Here is a 15552-nt window from a genome sequence, read left to right on the forward strand (position 1 = left end):
TCCTTTGCGCGTCCAAAAGGACGCGCGGCGCTATAGGAGCTCAGGTCTTCTGCGAGTTGAGCTGGGCGCCGCCGCCGTTGTCCTTGTCCATATCCTTGACGATGCCCATGAAGCCCCTGAGGAAGCGCTCCATGTAGCTCATCGTCTTGTTGAATTCCTCCTCGCTCGGCAGTTTCGATTCGAGGCGGGCGGAGAGCGAATTCTCCAGCTTGGTGACGCGCTCGTCCATAGCCTTCATCGAGCTCTGCAGGCGGTCGATTTCGTCCTGGAACGCGGCGCGTTCGTCGGCCGCCACCTTGCAGACGAGCTGACCGGAGCGTTCCTCGCAGATCGACATCGCACCGGTCTGCGTGTCCATACGGACATAGCCGTTGGCGGATTTTTCCAGCCGGTAGCGATCGGTCTCTTCCGAATAAGCTGATACCGCGACCAGTGAAACCAGCGCGGCGGGGATCAAGATGTGTTGCAGACGCATGTTGTCCTCCATGGCCAAGGCCTGAAATATCGCATGTTTGCGCCGGAAATGGGGAAGACCCTTGGCGTGGCCTTCCCCGCACGACTGGTTCGGACTATAGCGCAGCCATGTCTCAGTTTATCTACAAGATAACCCCGCAAGCGCTTTGGCGCGAGGCCGAAGCCAGTGGCCGCTTCACCGGCGCGCCGATCGATGTCGCCGACGGCTTCATCCATTTCTCCACGGCGGCGCAGGTCCGGGAAACCGCGGCAAAGCATTTTTCCGGCCAGACGGACCTTCTGCTGGTCGCCGTCGACGACGCCAGCCTGGGCGACGCGCTGAAATACGAGGTTTCGCGCGGCGGCGCGCTGTTTCCGCATCTTTACGGCGTGCTGGTGCTGGATACCGTCAAATGGGTGCGGCCGCTGCCGCTCGGTGCCGATGGCGCGCATCGGTTCCCGCCACTGGAGGGGCAATGAGCGTGCTCGACCGACTGGGCCAGAAGCTGCTGTTCACCTTCGATCCGGAAACCGCCCATGGCCTGTCGATCGCGGCGCTGCGCTGCGGCCTGCCTGCCGGCGCGCGGACGGTGCGCGACATCAGGCTGAAGGCCAGCATCTGCGGCCTCGACTTCCCCAATCCGCTCGGCATGGCGGCCGGCTACGACAAGAATGCCGAGGTGCCCGATGCGCTGCTTGGCCTTGGCTTCGGCTTTGCCGAGGTCGGCACGCTCACGCCGCTGCCGCAGGCCGGCAATCCGAAACCGCGCATCTTCCGGCTGACGGCGGATGAAGCGGTGATCAACCGGCTGGGCTTCAACAATGAAGGTCATGCCGTGGCCGAAAAACGCCTTGCCGCGCGCAAGGGACGTTCCGGCATTGTCGGCGTCAATATCGGTGCCAACAAGGACAGCGCCGATCGCATCGGTGACTATGAGCGCGGCGTCACCCGCTTTGCCCCCTATGCCAGCTACCTCACGGTCAACATCTCCTCGCCCAACACGCCCGGCCTGCGCAACATGCAGGCGCGCGAGCAGCTCGGCGAACTTTTATCGCGTGTCATGGCCGCGCGTGCGTCGGCCGCGGCCCAGCCGCCCATTTTCCTCAAGATCGCACCGGATCTGGTCGAGGCCGAGTTGGAAGACATCGCCGCCGAGGTCGTGGAAAAACGGATCGACGGCATCATCGTCTCCAACACTACAATTTCGCGGCCGCCGCTGCGCAGCGGCGGCGTCGCACGCGAGACCGGCGGGCTTTCGGGAAAACCGCTGTTCGAACGCTCTACTATCGTGCTGGCGAAGATGCGCAAGCTGCTCGGGCCGGGCATCGCCATTGTCGGGGTCGGCGGCGTCGATTCCGCCGAGACCGCGCTGGAGAAAATCCGCGCCGGGGCCGATCTGGTGCAGCTCTACACCGGCATGATCTATGCCGGACCCGCGCTGCCGGGCCGTGTCGTCGCCGGCATGGCACGCTTTTGCGAGACGGAGCGGCTGAAGTCCATTGGCGAATTGCGCGACAGTCACCTCGATCGATGGGCGTCCAAGCCGCTCAGCTGAACGCCGTCCGCACCCGCAACCGCAAGATGGTCAGCAGGCTGAAGCCGCGCGCCAGCAGGAAAACGTGCAGCGCCGCCCACAGGCCCTGATTGCCGAAGGCAGGCGCCAGCGTCAACAGCGCGACGGCAAAGACCAGAAACGACAGCAACATCATGTTGCGCATGTCGCGCGACCAGGTCGCGCCGATGAAGACGCCATCCATCTGGAACGCCAGCACGCCGCTCAGCGCGGTGAATGCGGCCCAGGGCAAATAGATGTCGGCCACCGAACGGACCTCCTGCGATGTCGTGACGATGGCGACCAGGTTGGCGCCGGCCGACAGCAGCACCAGGGTCGCGACACCGGCCAGTCCTAACCCCCAGAACAGGGTCAGCCGCACCGCCTGCCGAAAGGGTTGCTCGGCGCGGGCGCCGACGGCGCGGCCCGCGAGCTGCTCGGCGGCGGTGGCAAATCCGTCGAGGAAATAGCCGGCGACGAGGAAGAAGTTCATCAACACCGCATTGGCTGCCAACGTCACCGTGCCGAACTGCGCGCCCTGGCGGGTGAACAGCGCGAAGGCGGCAAGCAGCGAGAACGAGCGGATCATGATATCGCGGTTGAGCGACAGCATGCGCAGGAAGGCGGCCGTGTCGAGCAGCCGATGGCGCGGCAAGGGCGGGATCGCGCGGAAGCGACGGACCACGATGGCGAGACCCAGCAGCATGGCCAGGAATTCGCCCGTGACCGTTGCCCAGGCGACGCCGGCAACGCCCCAGCCAAGCTTCAGGCCAAGCAGGAAGCAGAGCGCGATGTTGATGCCGTTGAGCACCAGTTGCAGCACAAGGCCGAGCCCGCCCTCGCCACGCCCCAGCACATAGCCGAGAATGGCGTAGTTGATCAGCGAAAACGGTGCGGAAAGCAGCCTGATCCTGATGTAGACGCCCATCGCCTCGCTGACGCGCGGTTCGGCGCCCATGAACCACTGGCCGGCGATGGCGATCAACGGCGAAAGCGCCGCCAGCACGACACCGGCAACGACCGCGATCAGCACGGCGCGCCAGAACACCGCCTGTTCCTCGAGCGTGTCGCCACGCCCGAAAGCCTGGGCGACGAGGCCGGTGGTGCCCGAACGCAAGAAATTGAAGCTGGTGAAGACGACGTCGAAAACAAGTGCGCCCGCCGCAAGGCCGCCGAGCAAAGCAGCGTTCCCGAACTGGCCGACAACAGCCGTGTCGACCAGGCCGAGCATCGGCGTGGTCAGATAGGCGAGCGTCATCGGCACCGCTATGGCGAGCACGGAACGGTTGGTAACGACAAAAGCTCTGGCGTCGACTGGAGTTGCGCCCTTGTCCAAGGGATTGCTGCCTTGCTGATTTGCGGCTTGATCGAAGAGCCGATGTGCCCCATTTTCCGGCCACCGCGCAATCATTCTTCCCGCGATGGCCAACCGAAATCCCGGTCTGGCGCGAAGCCGCCGGATTCCGTTCATGCCCCTGCAGATCGTCCACCACCCCGACTACGACGCCGGCTTTGCTACCAATCATCGCTTCCCGATGAGCAAGTATCCGCTGCTGATGGAGGCTTTGCGCGCACGCGGCCTGGCCAGGCCTGACGCGCTCAACACCGCGGATCCGGCACCGGCATCATGGCTGAGGCTTGCCCATGCGGCCGACTATGTCGACCAGGTCATCAGCTGTTCAGTACCGGAAAAAATCGAACGGGAGATCGGCTTTCCGGTCGGCCCCCGCGTTTCGCTGCGCGCGCAGCTTGCCACAGGCGGCACGATACTGGCGGCGCGGCTCGCCTTGCGCCATGGCATCGCCTGCAACACCGCGGGCGGCAGCCATCATGCGCGGCGCGCGCAAGGCGCCGGCTTCTGCACCTTCAACGACGTTGCCGTCGCCTCGCTGGTGCTGCTCGACGAGGGCGCCGCACAAAACATCCTGGTCGTCGATCTCGATGTGCATCAGGGCGACGGCACCGCGGATATCCTGAGCGAGGAGCCAGGTGTGTTCACCTTCTCCATGCATGGCGAGCGCAACTATCCCGTGCGCAAGATCGCCTCCGATCTCGACATCGCGCTTCCCGACGGCACCGGCGATGCCGCCTATCTCAGGAGGCTGGCCGCGATCCTGCCGGAGCTGTCGGCCCGGGCGCGCTGGGACATCGTTTTCTACAATGCCGGCGTCGACGTCCACGCCGAGGACCGGCTTGGCAGGCTGGCGCTTTCCAATGACGGCCTGCACGCCCGCGACGAGATGGTCATCGGCCATTTTCGTGCACTCGGCATTCCGATCTGCGGCGTCATCGGTGGCGGCTATTCGACGGATGTTCCGGCCCTTGCCGCACGGCACGCCATCCTGTTCGAGGTCGCCTCGGCCTACAGCTGAAAGTCACTTCCGATAGTTGGCGATCCTGAGCACGATGAAGGCCGGCACGACGATCGCGGCCCCAAGCAGGATGTAGCCGAGGAAGCGGTCGGTGGCGTGAAAGCCCAGGTTCCAGAGATCGATGAAGAACTTCTGGATGCCGTAGAAGACATCCATCGGCGACCAGCCGAAGGCATTCATGACAAGGCCGACGAGGAACGACACCACCAGCAGCTTCAGGATCACCCTGAGCGGCGAGTCGCCGAGAAAGCGCGTCAGTGCGGACAAGGTCGTCTCCCGATTGAGATGCCCAGACTCACGGGCACGGCCCAGAGATACGTGCTTGGCGGCTATCCATCAAGCCAGCGCGGTTTGTGCCCGGCTGGAACAGGGGATCGAGACTCCGAGCTTCGGACGGCCCGCAATTCTTAAATATAGGTAAACAAGCTCATTTTAATTTATTGAAAATAAAGCACAAAATCGTCATTTTCCAATTTTGCGCAATGTGCGTGCAATTTTCACCTGCGAGACAGTCGGCGTCTTTCAGGTGACTGGTTGCGCGGCGCTCCGACCCCCTTGCCACGGCTGGCGAACGCCAGTCTCAGGACCGTGCAGCCATCCCTGAAAGACACCAAACCGGAGCCTGATCGCCCAGCGGCCAAGCTCCCCGAGAGTTAACCTGCGCGTCGATTGCTGGATGCGCGTTTGTGTTGGAGTAATGCTGTGTCCTCTCGAGTAAAGATCGTCCTGACGGCGGCTAGCCTCGCCTTTTGCCTTCTCGGGCCGGCGATGGCCGCCGACCTTTCACCCACCTACAACGACCCGCCCGCCTTCCAGTGGAGCGGCGCCTATGTCGGCGTGCATGGCGGCACGGCGTTCACCGGGATGCCTAACCCGTTTGCAGGCCGCAATGGCTTCAGCGGCGGTGTCCAGGCCGGCTACAACCAGCAGATGGGTCCCACCGTTCTCGGCGCCGAGATCGAAGGCTCCTATCTGGGCGGCGCCGAACACGACGTCCAGGGCGGCAAGATCAAGGAGAAATGGCGCGGCGCCGCCAAGGCCAAGGCAGGATTGAGCTTCGACCAGACGCTGCTGTTTGGCACCGGCGGCGTTGCCCTGACCAAATTCGACAAGGGCGACAACGTCAGCAGCGCCGATGGATGGAAGGTCGGCTACCTCCTGGGCGCCGGCATCGAGCAGGGCTTCGCCGGCGGGCTGTCCGCCAAGGTCGAGTACGACTATGTCCGCACCCGCGGCGTGGAGACGACATCGGCTCTTGGCACATCGAAGACGACGATCGGCAGCCATGAACTGAAGGCCGGCATCAATTACCGGTTCTAGACCGAGCGAACCGGATTGCACGATGCCGCTGGGCATCGCGCAATCCGGTGTCTCGATATCCACCGCACAGCGGCCTTTTTGCGCAATGGCGCCCTTCCCATGCGTCGCTGCAATGTCGATGCAATCTTCGCGATCTAGGTCCGTGCGTGAATTTTCACCATGGGAATCTGTTCCGATATGTCCACGCATGGCGCCAGCCTCCTGACACGAGCCCCGAAGATCGTCTTCATCGCAATCGCGCTCGCAGGCTGTGCCTCCGACATCATGAAAAATTATGTCGGGCAGCCGGTCGAATCGGTCGTCCTCGATTATGGTCCGCCAACGGCGATCGTCGATCTTGGCCAGGGCGAGCGCGCCTATCAGTGGCGCAAGGTGTCGACGTCAGCGGTTTCCGGGACATCGAGCGGCGAGGTTCGCGAGACAAAACACGGAACCGTCTATGAAGAGACCGAGACGCCCGGCTATATCGAGCGTCAGGAATGCTTCTACACATTCTATGCCCGCGCTTCCGGCGGCCGCTGGTTCATCACCAATTTCCGCCAGCCAAAGCTGGAATGCGAGTGAACGGCCGCGGACCCCGACCGGCCGCGGATAAAGGAGAATATATTCATGCGCGTCCTGTTGATCGAGGACGAACCGGAAATGGCCTCCGTGCTGAAGGCCGCGCTCGAGCGTGTGGACATCATCGTCGACCATGCCGCGACATTGGCCGATGCCGAGGCGATGGCCCGCCTGGGCTATCACGACGCGGTGGTGCTGGACCGCCGGCTGCCGGATGGCGACGGTCTCAGCCTCATACCGCGCCTGCGTGCCTTGCATCTGGATGTGCCTGTCATCGCACTGACGGCGATGAGCGGGTTGGACGACCGGGTCGCCGGGCTCGATGCCGGCGCCGACGATTACATGGTCAAGCCCTTCGCCACGGTGGAACTCGTCGCGCGGCTTCATGCCTTGCACCGGCGTTCGTTCACCTCGCGCGCCAACCAGACGATGGTCGGCCGCCTCACCTATGATTTCCGCCATCGCGAGGCGCTGATCGAGGACCAGGCGCTCGATCTGCCGCGGCGCGAAAGGCTGGTGCTTGAAACGCTGATCCGCCGACCGGGCCGGACCATCATGCGCAGCGCGCTGGAAGAGGCTGTCTATGCCCTCGACGACGAGATCGGCTCCAATGCGCTCGATGCGCATATTTCGCGGCTGCGCCGCAAGCTCGACGATGTCGCCGCCGGCATCGAGATCCGGGCGATCCGCAATCTCGGCTATCTCCTGCGGGCGGTCTCGTGAAAAAGGTCCGCACTGGCTCGCTGCAATGGATCCTGGTCCGGCGGCTGATCCTGCTGCAGGCGGCGACGCTGCTCATCTTCATCGTGCTTTGCGCGGCAGCCCTTTGGATCGCCAATCCGCGCCTTTTGATCGACAATGAGGCCGCCGTCGCGGCCGTCAAGGATGCCGTCGACCGGGACAAGGACGGCAGGCTGATCGTGCGTGAAACGGAGGAACTCACCGCGTTTCGCGAGAGCTTCCCCAATGTCTGGTATCTCGTTCGCGATGGCAGCGGCGAGAGCGTCCGTGCCGGCAACATACCCGACATCTACACCAAAAGCTTCGACGAGTTGCTTGGCGCGGCCGATCACGCCACGATCGGATTCTCCGACAAGGACATGCGGCCGGAGGCCTATATCGAAAACGCTTCGACCAAGGCCGGCATGGTGCAGATCATCGCCGCGACGCAGTCATCGCGCCAACAGACAGATGGCCTTGAGATCAACATTTCCGCCACCGTCGAAGTCGCCCGCAATCCGGACGGCAGCAGGAACTGGGAGCGCGCGCTGCCGGCGCTCGCGCTCGTCATCGCGATCCTGCTTTTGCCCATCATTCTCGTCATGGGCACGACGACACTGGTGACGACGCCAGCCGTGGTGCGCCGTTCCTTCGCCGGCCTTGTCGAAACGGTCCGCCAGGCTGCGCGCATCGACATCGGCACCCGCGCCATGCAATTGCCAGTCAAGCAGGTGCCGCAGGAAATCGCGCCGCTCGTGCATGCCTTCAACGAGGCGCTTGCCCGCCTCGCCCACGGCTATGACCGCCACAACCGTTTCCTCACCGACGCGGCGCATGAACTGCGCACGCCGATCGCCATCCTGCGCACACGCGCTGAACTTTTGAAGCAGGAACCGCAGAGCGCGCGGCTGCTGCGTGACATCGAACGCCTGTCGCATCTTGCCCAGCAACTGCTCGACCATCAGTTGCTCGATCGCCCGTCGGACCAGCGCCAGATCGTCGATCTCGATGATCTCGTCAGCCGGGTGGCGGCCGACTTCGCACCGCTCGCCATCGAGGCCGGCTATGACCTTGCCTTCGAGCCGTCGCCAAACAAGGCGCGAGTAGAGATCAATGTCCTGCAGATCGAACGGGCGCTCGCCAACCTCGTGCGCAACGCAATCGAGCATGGCGGCGGCAGCGGCACGATCACGATCGCCATCGACGAGGCCGGTGGCATCGAAGTACGCGATGAGGGACCGGGCATTCCCGCGGAAGAGCGCGAGAACGTCTTCGAGCCCTTCTACCGCTTGCAGCCGCAGTCGCGCGGCGCGGGGCTGGGACTGAATCTCGCCCGGCAGATCGCGCTGCTGCATGACGGGACGATCCGCATCCTGACGGGCTCCTGGCGCGGCGCCCGCATCCGCATGGAGTTGCCGGTGCGTCCGTGACGTGCCGAGCCCATCGCGTCGGCCGGCCGATGATCCCATGTCGACCTGGCTTATCTGTTTTCTAACCAATTGCCGCTATTGCCATTGCAAGAGCGGGAGCCAGGCTTTTGGTGGGAACAGGAAAAATCGGCGCGCACCGCGCGGTCACGCTGTCGGTCGTCGTGCCATGCTACAACGAGCGCGACGGCGTGGCCGAGCTTCACCGACGCGTCAGCGCCGTGTGCCTCGAGCAAAGCCGTTCCTACGAGATCGTGCTTGTCATCGATGGGGCGACCGACGGCACCCGCGAGGCCATTTTCGAACTGGCCGAAAAGGACGACCATGTGGTCGCCATCGACCTTGCCCGCAATTACGGCCACCAGATCGCCTTGAGCGCGGGACTGGAATTCTGCCGCGGCGAGCGCATCCTCATTCTCGACGCCGATCTCCAGGATCCGCCCGAACTGCTCGGCGCAATGATGGCGAAGATGGATGAAGGCTTCGATGTCGTCTACGGCCAGAGGGTCAAGCGCGACGGCGAAGGCTGGTTCAAGCTGGCTTCCGCCTCGATGTTCTACCGCCTGCTCGGCCGGATGGTCGATGTCGAGATCGCACCGGACTCCGGGGACTTCCGGCTGATGAGCCGCCGGGCGCTCGACCATCTGAATGCGATGCCCGAACGCTACAGGTTCATTCGCGGCATGGTGAGCTGGATCGGGCTCAAGCAGGTCGCCTTCCCTTACGAGCGACACCGGCGCTTCGCCGGCACCACCCACTATCCGCTGAAGAAGATGATCCTGCTGGCGGTCGACGCGATGACCAGCTTTTCGATCGTGCCTTTGCGGTTTGCCTCGATGCTGGGGATGATGTTCGGCCTTCTCGGCCTGGTCGTGCTCGGCTATACACTGATCGAATGGTCCAGGGGTAACGTGGTGCCCGGCTGGACGAGCCTTGCCGCGATCATGCTGATCCTGGGCAGCGTCCAGCTTCTGGTGCTCGGCATTTTCGGCGAGTATCTCGGCCGCATGTACATGGAGACGAAGCGGCGGCCGCTCTATTTCGTCAACGAAATCGTTTCGCGCGACCAACCGGCCAAGGACAGCGACCTGCCCGTCCATCGCCTGCAGGAGATGGCGAAAAGAGCCGCGCGTGGCTGAGGCGAAGGTCGGGCGGATGCAACGGGAACGGCATGGGCAGGATGCGGTCGGCTCTTCCGTTTGAGGTCTCGCGGATGCTGCGCTTTGGCGCCGTCGGGCTTCTCAACACGACGCTCGGCTATATAGCAGTCGTGGCGGCGACGCCATCTGGAGCCGCGACATGAACCAGACCACGGCAATCGCGGCGGCGAGGCCGTCCCTCGGGGACGCGCAACGCATCAGGCTGATACTCTGCCTTCTCTGCGCCTGCCTGGTGGCCTATCTGCTTGCCACCTTGGCCAGCGCGATGCTTCAGGATCCCGACAGTTGGTGGCAAGTGAAGGTCGGACTGGACTTTCTGGAAAACCGGACGTTTCCCGTCGTCGACCCCTATTCCTATACGTTCGCCGGTCAGCCGTGGATCGCCAAGGAATGGCTGGGGCAGGTCTTTCTGGCCCTCGCCTACCGTGCCGGCGGCTGGAATGGCGTCGTCACACTGATCATCGCCACGGTCAGCCTGACGGTCTTCCTGATGGGATGGTTCCTCAGCGCATGGCTGAAGCCGACACTGGCGATAGCGCTGGCCTTCGCCGCGGCTTTGCTGATCGCCCCGATCTATACGGCCCGTCCACACGTCTTCACCTTGCCGATCATCGTCGTCTGGACGGCAATGCTGTTTGGCGCGGCGCAGGAAGAGAGAGCCCCGCCCTTGTGGCTGCTGGTGCTTGTGGTCTTGTGGGCCAACCTTCATGCCACGTTCACCCTGAGCTTCGTCATCGCTGCCTTCGCCGGGCTCGATCTCCTGGCGCGCACGGGTCTGTCGAAACCCGCCCTCCTGGCAAAATGGGTTGCTTTCGGCCTGCTCTGCCCGCTGGTCAGCCTGATGCATCCCTATGGGATGAAAGCCATCCTGGCGACGTTCACGGTGGCCTATGGCAACGAGGCGGTGCCACTCATCCTGGAGTGGCGGGCGTTCAACGCGCAGGAGCAGATCTTCCAGGAAGCGGTGATGCTGTTGGCGCTTTTTGGACTTTTGGTATCGAGGCTGCGGATCGGCTGGACCAAGGCGGTGTTCATCGTCTTCGCCTTGCATGTCTATCTCGCCCATCTGCGGTTTGTATATCTGCCCTTCCTGCTGATCCCCTTGGTGATCGCGGTCGAGGTCGCCCGGCAATACCCCTCGGTCTCGACCCCGACCTGGCTGGCGGAAAAGCGTGACGGACTGGAAAAACTCTTCGCCAACCAGTTTTACGCGATCTGCGGCGCAATCGCTATCCTGCTGGTCGGTGCGGTCGTCATCCTCGGCAGTGCCTACCAGGTGGCGCCGAGCCCGAAGACAGCGGCCAGCGGCGCCCTCGCATACGCAAGGGATCACCAGCTTTCCGGCAATGTGCTGAATTCCTATAATTTCGGCGGCACGCTGATCTTCCACGGCATCAAGACCTACGTCGACGGCAGGACGGACCAGCTGTTCCTGGGCGGCTTCACGAAAGCCGAGGACGCGACGGGACACAGCGACGGAAAACCGCTGCTCGAGGCCCAGTTGAAGAAATACGCCATCGGCTGGGCACTCCTTACGGCCGACGATACTCGCATCCCATTCTTCGCGGAGTTGGGCTGGAAGCGAGCCTATGCGGACGACGACGCCGTGATCTACCTGCCTCCCGCCTGATCTACAGCCTCCGTTCGAAACCGGTTTCGTCAGCGTTCGAAGGTCTGGCATCTGCCTTGACATGGATGTTGCAGTGCAGCAAACTTGTGTTGCAGAGCACAGTCCGTGAAAACCACGAGCCACGATTTTTCGAACGACGGGGACATCGCCGCATGAGGAGCATGTCAGGTTCCGCCGCACGGCTGCCAAGGGCCACGGCGTACGGACCCGCCGGATGAACTACAGGCGTGATATTGATGGCCTGCGGGCCGTTGCGGTGCTGCCCGTCGTGCTCTTCCATTTCGGCGTATCGGCCATTCCCGGCGGCTTCACCGGTGTCGATATTTTCTTCGTCATATCGGGCTATCTGATCAGCGGCAGCCTGCTCGACGACCTCGAGCGCGGCCAGTTCTCGATCGGTCGCTTTTACTGGCGCCGCGCGCGGCGCATCCTGCCGGCGCTGACCTTCGTCGTCCTGCTCGCCAGTATCGCCGCCTGGTTCATCCTCCTGCCGTCGGATCTGCACGAGTACAGCCTCAGCGTGATCGCGGCCTCGACGTTCTGGTCGAACATCTATTTCTGGAAAACGACCAACTATTTCTCCATCGACGCGGAACTACGGCCGCTGCTGCACACATGGTCGCTTTCGGTCGAGGAGCAGTATTATATCTTCGCACCGGTCCTGGTGTATCTGATCTACCGATACGCCTCGAAGCGCTGGCTGACGATATTGCTGCCGATTGCCGTCGGCAGTTTTGCCCTGGCGGTCATGGCAACCACGCTGGCGCCGACCGCCGGCTTCTACCTCCTGCCGACGCGCATCTGGGAACTGGCGCTGGGCGCCATGCTGATGCTGAGAAAGCCGCCGGCGCTTGCCAGCCGTCCGCTGACTGAACTGATCGGGCTGGCCGGTTTTGGCCTGATCGCCTTCGGCTTTCTGACGATTTCGGAAAGCGATCCGTTTCCGGGCTACAATGCCCTGTTTCCCTGCATCGGAACGGCGCTGCTCATCTATGCTGGCCAGCCCCATGCGGACCGGCCGGTCCCTGTCGCCACGCAGGTGCTGCGGCTCACACCGCTGGTGTGGATCGGCCTTATCTCCTATTCGCTCTACCTCGTTCACTGGCCGATCAATTCGTTCGTCCACTATCTCTCGCTCAAGGCCATCGGCGTGCCGACGATCATGGCGATGATCGTGGCGAGCGTCGCGCTGGCGACGTTCTCGTGGAAATATGTCGAGCAGCCCTTCCGCCAGAAGCGAGCCTTCACCGCCCCCCTGCCCATCTTCGCCTTCTCGGCCACGGCGATCGCCCTGCTGTGCGTCGCCGGCCTGGCCGGTGCGCTGGGCAAGGGTTTTCCGCAACGGTTCCCGGATTTCTCGACGGAACGGGTCCTGGTGGGTGACTGGCGCAATGGCGTCTGTTTCAATGAGGGCGCGAGCCGGATTGAGAACTGGAACCTCGCCGACTGCACCCGAACGCATGGCTTTCCCACCAATGTGCTGCTGTGGGGCGATTCCTTCGCCGCGCACTACGTGTCGGGGCTGGAAGCCAATGCCCAGAAAATCCAGGCCAATATCATCCAGTATACCTATGCCGGCTGCCCACCCAATCTGAGCTACTTCTCCTATGCCCGGCCGGCCTGCACGCGTTTCAACGAACGGGCGCTGTCGATCATCCACGATGCCAACATCCAGGCGGTGATCCTGAGCGGCAGGTGGACCGACTATCAGGCAAGGGGCTTCGACGGCCTGCAGAAGACAGTCGACCGGCTGCGCGACATGGGCGTCAAGGTCTATGTCATCGGCCAGTCTCCGGAGTTCATCGCCGACGTCCAGAAAATCGCTTTCTTCGCAAGAAGGGAGCACGTCGCGAACACATCCTGGCCGATGGCCATGGATCCGGACATCAACAAGCAGGTGCTGCCATTCGTCAAAGGGGCGACTTTCATCGACCCGCTGGCCTATCTGTGCGACGCGGCCGGCTGCTCCTATGCCGACGCCGGCACCAGGCAGTTTCTCTACTTCGACTACGGTCATTTCTCGTCCGCCGGCGCGACGCTCGCCATCTCGAAATACTGGCCAAGCTTTGCCGCCAGCAACAAAGTCGCCAAGGCAAAATAGGAATCACGGTCAGCGCCGAGGACCAGCGAAAGCGTTTGTTCGAGGAACCGCTTTGCGATTGCCCGAAGGCCGAACCTCATGGTAACGAGGGCACGCGCGGGTATGATGTAATGGTAGCCTGTCAGCTTCCCAAGCTGAACGCGCGGGTTCGATTCCCGCTACCCGCTCCAGCTTGCGGACAGGAACCGCAACTCCTGAGCCTGTCTGATTGAATTGGGATTGGTTTCCGCCACGTCGCGTCTCCCTTGTGGGGCGGGAGCGCAATGCGGTCTCTCGGCCGGGCGCGCCCTTTGCCGGTTGCACCCGATATCATTCAAACTCGCGTAAAGATTCGATCAGGCAACTCTATTCTTAAGGCAGCGCTTGCCCGCTCTATTCTTAAGGCCGCGCTTGCCCGCATTCCTGATCGCCTGTTCGAATGATGCCAGCCTCTTGGCTTCGGCGCATTTTTGCCACAGCCGGCGGCGACCCACATACCCCAACAAACCGCCGGTTAGGCCCGGCTGCTGACAAGTGCCCCAAATCGTCAACCGCCGGGCCGCCAGGTTTTATGTTCCATGCAGAGGAAAGCGCGGAATTGATCGATCCGCCTGACGTGATGGCGCGACGCCGGCGCCATGCTGGTGCCGGTTTTTCAGGTAGGCCGCAAAAATCGACAGCTTCTTTTCATAACCTATGCGCACCATAGCTTTGCAACTGTCGCATCTGAAGCTTCCGATTGTGCGGAGCCAGGAACCAGGCCTTACCATAGGGTGTGAGCAGGCCGGACAGTGGAACTCCATCGTCACGTCGCTCAATTCATCGCACAAAGCCATTTCCGTATTTCTCCCAACCGGTGTCCCATTGAGAACAAACAAGAGTGGCGGAAAATGTTCCAGGCTGGGCCTTCTGGCGGATCTGGAAGGGACTTCAGTCCTACGATGGCGGCCGAACTTGACGCCCCAGCGATCGATCGCGGTCCAAATGAGCCCCGGGAACAGGACGCTTCAACCGACATGCGGGTCGACAAGGAACGACGCGGCAATCAGGTCGTCGCCCTCGATACGCCCATGGACATCCCCCAGAAGGGCCGCCACCTTCTGGAATGTCTCGATCTCGCCGTCTGTAATGTTCGCTTCAAGCATTCGGGTTTTGAGATCAACGACACGCGACGCCAAAGCCTCGGAATTCCCAGCCTCACGATGTGACATGGTGGTACCTATCGCAATTCCTCGTTAAGCCCGCCGCCAATGAAGGCGACGAGCTGTTACATCAGGTCAGTTGTAGACCTTGATGATCTTACGCGTGCTCGGATCCACAAGAACCGTCCGGTTGTCGATCACAACGTAGCGGTACTTGACGTTCGGAACCTCGTGGAGCTCGACCGTATCCGGCAGAGCCGTGCCGACGTTGAGTTCCACGCCCGGAATCTTGACGGAAGCCAGCGGCTGCTTCTTCACGTATTCGCGCACTACGGTGTCCTGCTCAGGTGTGATGACAACATCCTCGGCGGCCACTGCGCCGACGCCAGCAAACAGGACGAGCGCCGCGGCGGCGCTGGTTAGGTGCATTCTCATAGTTTTCTCCTCTTGTAATCTGGCGACAGCAGGACCCTTCTGCCCGCCGCTGTTCCGAACTTGCCGCCAGCGGCATGGTTCCTGACGACGGACTTCAGTCGCATACTGACCGGACCAAAGGCCCATCCTGAAAGGGAAAGATCTTACAACTTGCTCGCGCGGCCCCTTTTCGAGGGAACTTAAATCAGCAGAGACGCTTACTGGCCCATGGGCACACATGGCGTTGAAATCTTCGCCAAACCGGTCTCACCGGACCATCTATCCGATGATCCGTTGGTGGCGGCCCATATATCAAACAGGATTTTAAAAGCGGCTGAGAATTCCGAGACGGCTGCGAAGTCAGAGCGGGCAGAGGCGACTGAGGCGACTGAGGCGACTGAGGCGACTGAGGCGACTGAGGCGACTGAGGCGACTGAGGCGACTGAGGCGCACAAAACTCCACGTATCGGAGTTGTAGAAGACAAAGACGACGTATTGCACAATGAAATTGCCAGCCCTCTGGTCCGGATGATCCTGACAGCCTACCGCAGTGACTTTTTCCCCATCCTTTTACTTCTTGCGGGCTATACGCTGTTTGCGTTCGGTGCGGCTCTCATCCTGCTTCTATGGTTGATCGCGCATCGTGTCTAGAAACCGGAAAGCGCAAAATAGAGATGCCACAAATCGGAGCTTCCTCGAGGGACTTTCCGGCCCGCATCA

Annotated in this window: 16 protein-coding genes and 1 tRNA gene; 12 read left to right on the top strand and 5 right to left on the bottom strand. The window is 62.3% G+C overall.

Features of this window, described 5'->3' with window-relative positions; translation table 11 throughout:
- Positions 1 to 40: 40 nt before the first annotated feature.
- Positions 41 to 475 carry a hypothetical protein gene (locus tag FJ546_RS03555; protein WP_140888112.1) on the bottom strand — a complete coding sequence of 145 codons (435 nt, stop codon included), beginning with the start codon at positions 473 to 475 and terminating at the stop codon, positions 41 to 43.
- 107 nt (positions 476 to 582) lie between these two features.
- On the opposite strand from FJ546_RS03555, the gene FJ546_RS03560 reads away from it, so the two are divergent.
- Together FJ546_RS03560 and FJ546_RS03565 are read left to right on the top strand one after the other, a co-directional pair.
- A complete protein-coding gene (locus FJ546_RS03560; RefSeq protein ID WP_095791872.1) occupies positions 583 to 933 on the top strand; it encodes a DUF952 domain-containing protein in 351 nt (116 codons plus the stop codon).
- A complete protein-coding gene (locus tag FJ546_RS03565) occupies positions 930 to 2009 on the top strand; it encodes a quinone-dependent dihydroorotate dehydrogenase (RefSeq protein ID WP_140888113.1) in 1080 nt (359 codons plus the stop codon). Before FJ546_RS03560 ends, FJ546_RS03565 begins: the two co-directional genes overlap by 4 nt.
- On the opposite strand, the gene FJ546_RS03570 is transcribed toward FJ546_RS03565, so the two are convergent.
- Positions 2002 to 3342: an MATE family efflux transporter gene (locus FJ546_RS03570; protein ID WP_140888114.1), complete on the bottom strand. Its 1341-nt coding sequence runs from the start codon at positions 3340 to 3342 to the stop codon at positions 2002 to 2004. The genes FJ546_RS03565 and FJ546_RS03570 overlap by 8 nt on opposite strands.
- Before the next feature lie 133 nt (positions 3343 to 3475).
- Here FJ546_RS03570 and FJ546_RS03575 point away from each other — a divergent pair, with 133 nt between their 5' ends.
- Positions 3476 to 4378, top strand: a complete 903-nt coding sequence (locus tag FJ546_RS03575) for a histone deacetylase (protein ID WP_140888115.1) — start codon at positions 3476 to 3478, stop codon at positions 4376 to 4378.
- A gap of 3 nt (positions 4379 to 4381) precedes the next feature.
- Here FJ546_RS03575 and FJ546_RS03580 read toward each other — a convergent pair whose 3' ends face one another.
- Positions 4382 to 4645 carry a DUF6460 domain-containing protein gene (locus tag FJ546_RS03580; RefSeq protein WP_140888116.1) on the bottom strand — a complete coding sequence of 88 codons (264 nt, stop codon included), beginning with the start codon at positions 4643 to 4645 and terminating at the stop codon, positions 4382 to 4384.
- Positions 4646 to 5080: 435 nt separating this feature from the next.
- Here FJ546_RS03580 and FJ546_RS03585 point away from each other — a divergent pair, with 435 nt between their 5' ends.
- The 8 genes from FJ546_RS03585 to FJ546_RS03625 all read left to right on the top strand — a co-directional run bounded on the left by FJ546_RS03585 (position 5081) and on the right by FJ546_RS03625 (position 13467).
- On the top strand, positions 5081 to 5698 hold the full coding sequence (locus FJ546_RS03585; protein ID WP_095787321.1) for an outer membrane protein: 618 nt from the start codon (positions 5081 to 5083) through the stop codon (positions 5696 to 5698).
- Between the two features lie 177 nt (positions 5699 to 5875).
- Complete coding sequence (locus FJ546_RS03590; protein ID WP_140888117.1) at positions 5876 to 6262, top strand: hypothetical protein; 387 nt, start codon at positions 5876 to 5878, stop codon at positions 6260 to 6262.
- A gap of 45 nt (positions 6263 to 6307) precedes the next feature.
- On the top strand, positions 6308 to 6982 hold the full coding sequence (locus tag FJ546_RS03595) for a response regulator transcription factor (RefSeq protein WP_140888118.1): 675 nt from the start codon (positions 6308 to 6310) through the stop codon (positions 6980 to 6982).
- A complete protein-coding gene (locus FJ546_RS03600; protein ID WP_140888119.1) occupies positions 6979 to 8409 on the top strand; it encodes a HAMP domain-containing sensor histidine kinase in 1431 nt (476 codons plus the stop codon). The genes FJ546_RS03595 and FJ546_RS03600 overlap by 4 nt, the downstream gene beginning before the upstream one ends.
- Positions 8410 to 8519: 110 nt before the next feature.
- Complete coding sequence (locus FJ546_RS03605; protein ID WP_140888120.1) at positions 8520 to 9545, top strand: glycosyltransferase family 2 protein; 1026 nt, start codon at positions 8520 to 8522, stop codon at positions 9543 to 9545.
- 160 nt (positions 9546 to 9705) lie between these two features.
- Complete coding sequence (locus FJ546_RS03615; RefSeq protein ID WP_140888121.1) at positions 9706 to 11196, top strand: hypothetical protein; 1491 nt, start codon at positions 9706 to 9708, stop codon at positions 11194 to 11196.
- A gap of 214 nt (positions 11197 to 11410) precedes the next feature.
- Positions 11411 to 13297, top strand: a complete 1887-nt coding sequence (locus tag FJ546_RS03620) for an acyltransferase family protein (protein WP_140888122.1) — start codon at positions 11411 to 11413, stop codon at positions 13295 to 13297.
- Positions 13298 to 13393: 96 nt separating this feature from the next.
- A tRNA-Gly gene (locus FJ546_RS03625) sits at positions 13394 to 13467 on the top strand.
- A gap of 816 nt (positions 13468 to 14283) precedes the next feature.
- Here FJ546_RS03625 and FJ546_RS03635 read toward each other — a convergent pair.
- Both FJ546_RS03635 and FJ546_RS03640 read right to left on the bottom strand, forming a co-directional pair.
- Complete coding sequence (locus tag FJ546_RS03635; RefSeq protein WP_348641954.1) at positions 14284 to 14421, bottom strand: hypothetical protein; 138 nt, start codon at positions 14419 to 14421, stop codon at positions 14284 to 14286.
- Positions 14422 to 14553: 132 nt separating this feature from the next.
- Positions 14554 to 14853 (bottom strand): DUF1236 domain-containing protein, encoded by a 300-nt coding sequence (locus FJ546_RS03640; protein ID WP_140888124.1) that lies wholly within the window; start codon positions 14851 to 14853, stop codon positions 14554 to 14556.
- A 207-nt stretch (positions 14854 to 15060) separates the two neighbouring features.
- Between FJ546_RS03640 and FJ546_RS31080 the strand changes: the two genes are divergently transcribed.
- Positions 15061 to 15483: a hypothetical protein gene (locus FJ546_RS31080; RefSeq protein WP_181167813.1), complete on the top strand. Its 423-nt coding sequence runs from the start codon at positions 15061 to 15063 to the stop codon at positions 15481 to 15483.
- The last annotated feature ends 69 nt before the right edge of the window (positions 15484 to 15552 follow it).

Origin of the sequence: Mesorhizobium sp. B2-4-19 (assembly GCF_006441315.1) — a bacterium.
Classification (GTDB): Bacteria; Pseudomonadota; Alphaproteobacteria; order Rhizobiales; family Rhizobiaceae; genus Mesorhizobium.

Bases quoted from the DNA above. Each gene is read 5' to 3' on its own strand.
- FJ546_RS03555 (WP_140888112.1), bottom strand. From the start codon at position 475: ATGCGTCTGCAACACATCTTGATCCCCGCCGCGCTGGTTTCACTGGTC.
- FJ546_RS03560 (WP_095791872.1), top strand. From the start codon at position 583: ATGTCTCAGTTTATCTACAAGATAACCCCGCAAGCGCTTTGGCGCGAG.
- FJ546_RS03565 (WP_140888113.1), top strand. From the start codon at position 930: ATGAGCGTGCTCGACCGACTGGGCCAGAAGCTGCTGTTCACCTTCGAT.
- FJ546_RS03575 (WP_140888115.1), top strand. From the start codon at position 3,476: ATGCCCCTGCAGATCGTCCACCACCCCGACTACGACGCCGGCTTTGCT.
- FJ546_RS03590 (WP_140888117.1), top strand. From the start codon at position 5,876: ATGTCCACGCATGGCGCCAGCCTCCTGACACGAGCCCCGAAGATCGTC.
- FJ546_RS03595 (WP_140888118.1), top strand. From the start codon at position 6,308: ATGCGCGTCCTGTTGATCGAGGACGAACCGGAAATGGCCTCCGTGCTG.
- FJ546_RS03615 (WP_140888121.1), top strand. From the start codon at position 9,706: ATGAACCAGACCACGGCAATCGCGGCGGCGAGGCCGTCCCTCGGGGAC.
- FJ546_RS03620 (WP_140888122.1), top strand. From the start codon at position 11,411: ATGAACTACAGGCGTGATATTGATGGCCTGCGGGCCGTTGCGGTGCTG.
- FJ546_RS03635 (WP_348641954.1), bottom strand. From the start codon at position 14,421: ATGCTTGAAGCGAACATTACAGACGGCGAGATCGAGACATTCCAGAAG.
- FJ546_RS03640 (WP_140888124.1), bottom strand. From the start codon at position 14,853: ATGAGAATGCACCTAACCAGCGCCGCCGCGGCGCTCGTCCTGTTTGCT.
- FJ546_RS31080 (WP_181167813.1), top strand. From the start codon at position 15,061: ATGGGCACACATGGCGTTGAAATCTTCGCCAAACCGGTCTCACCGGAC.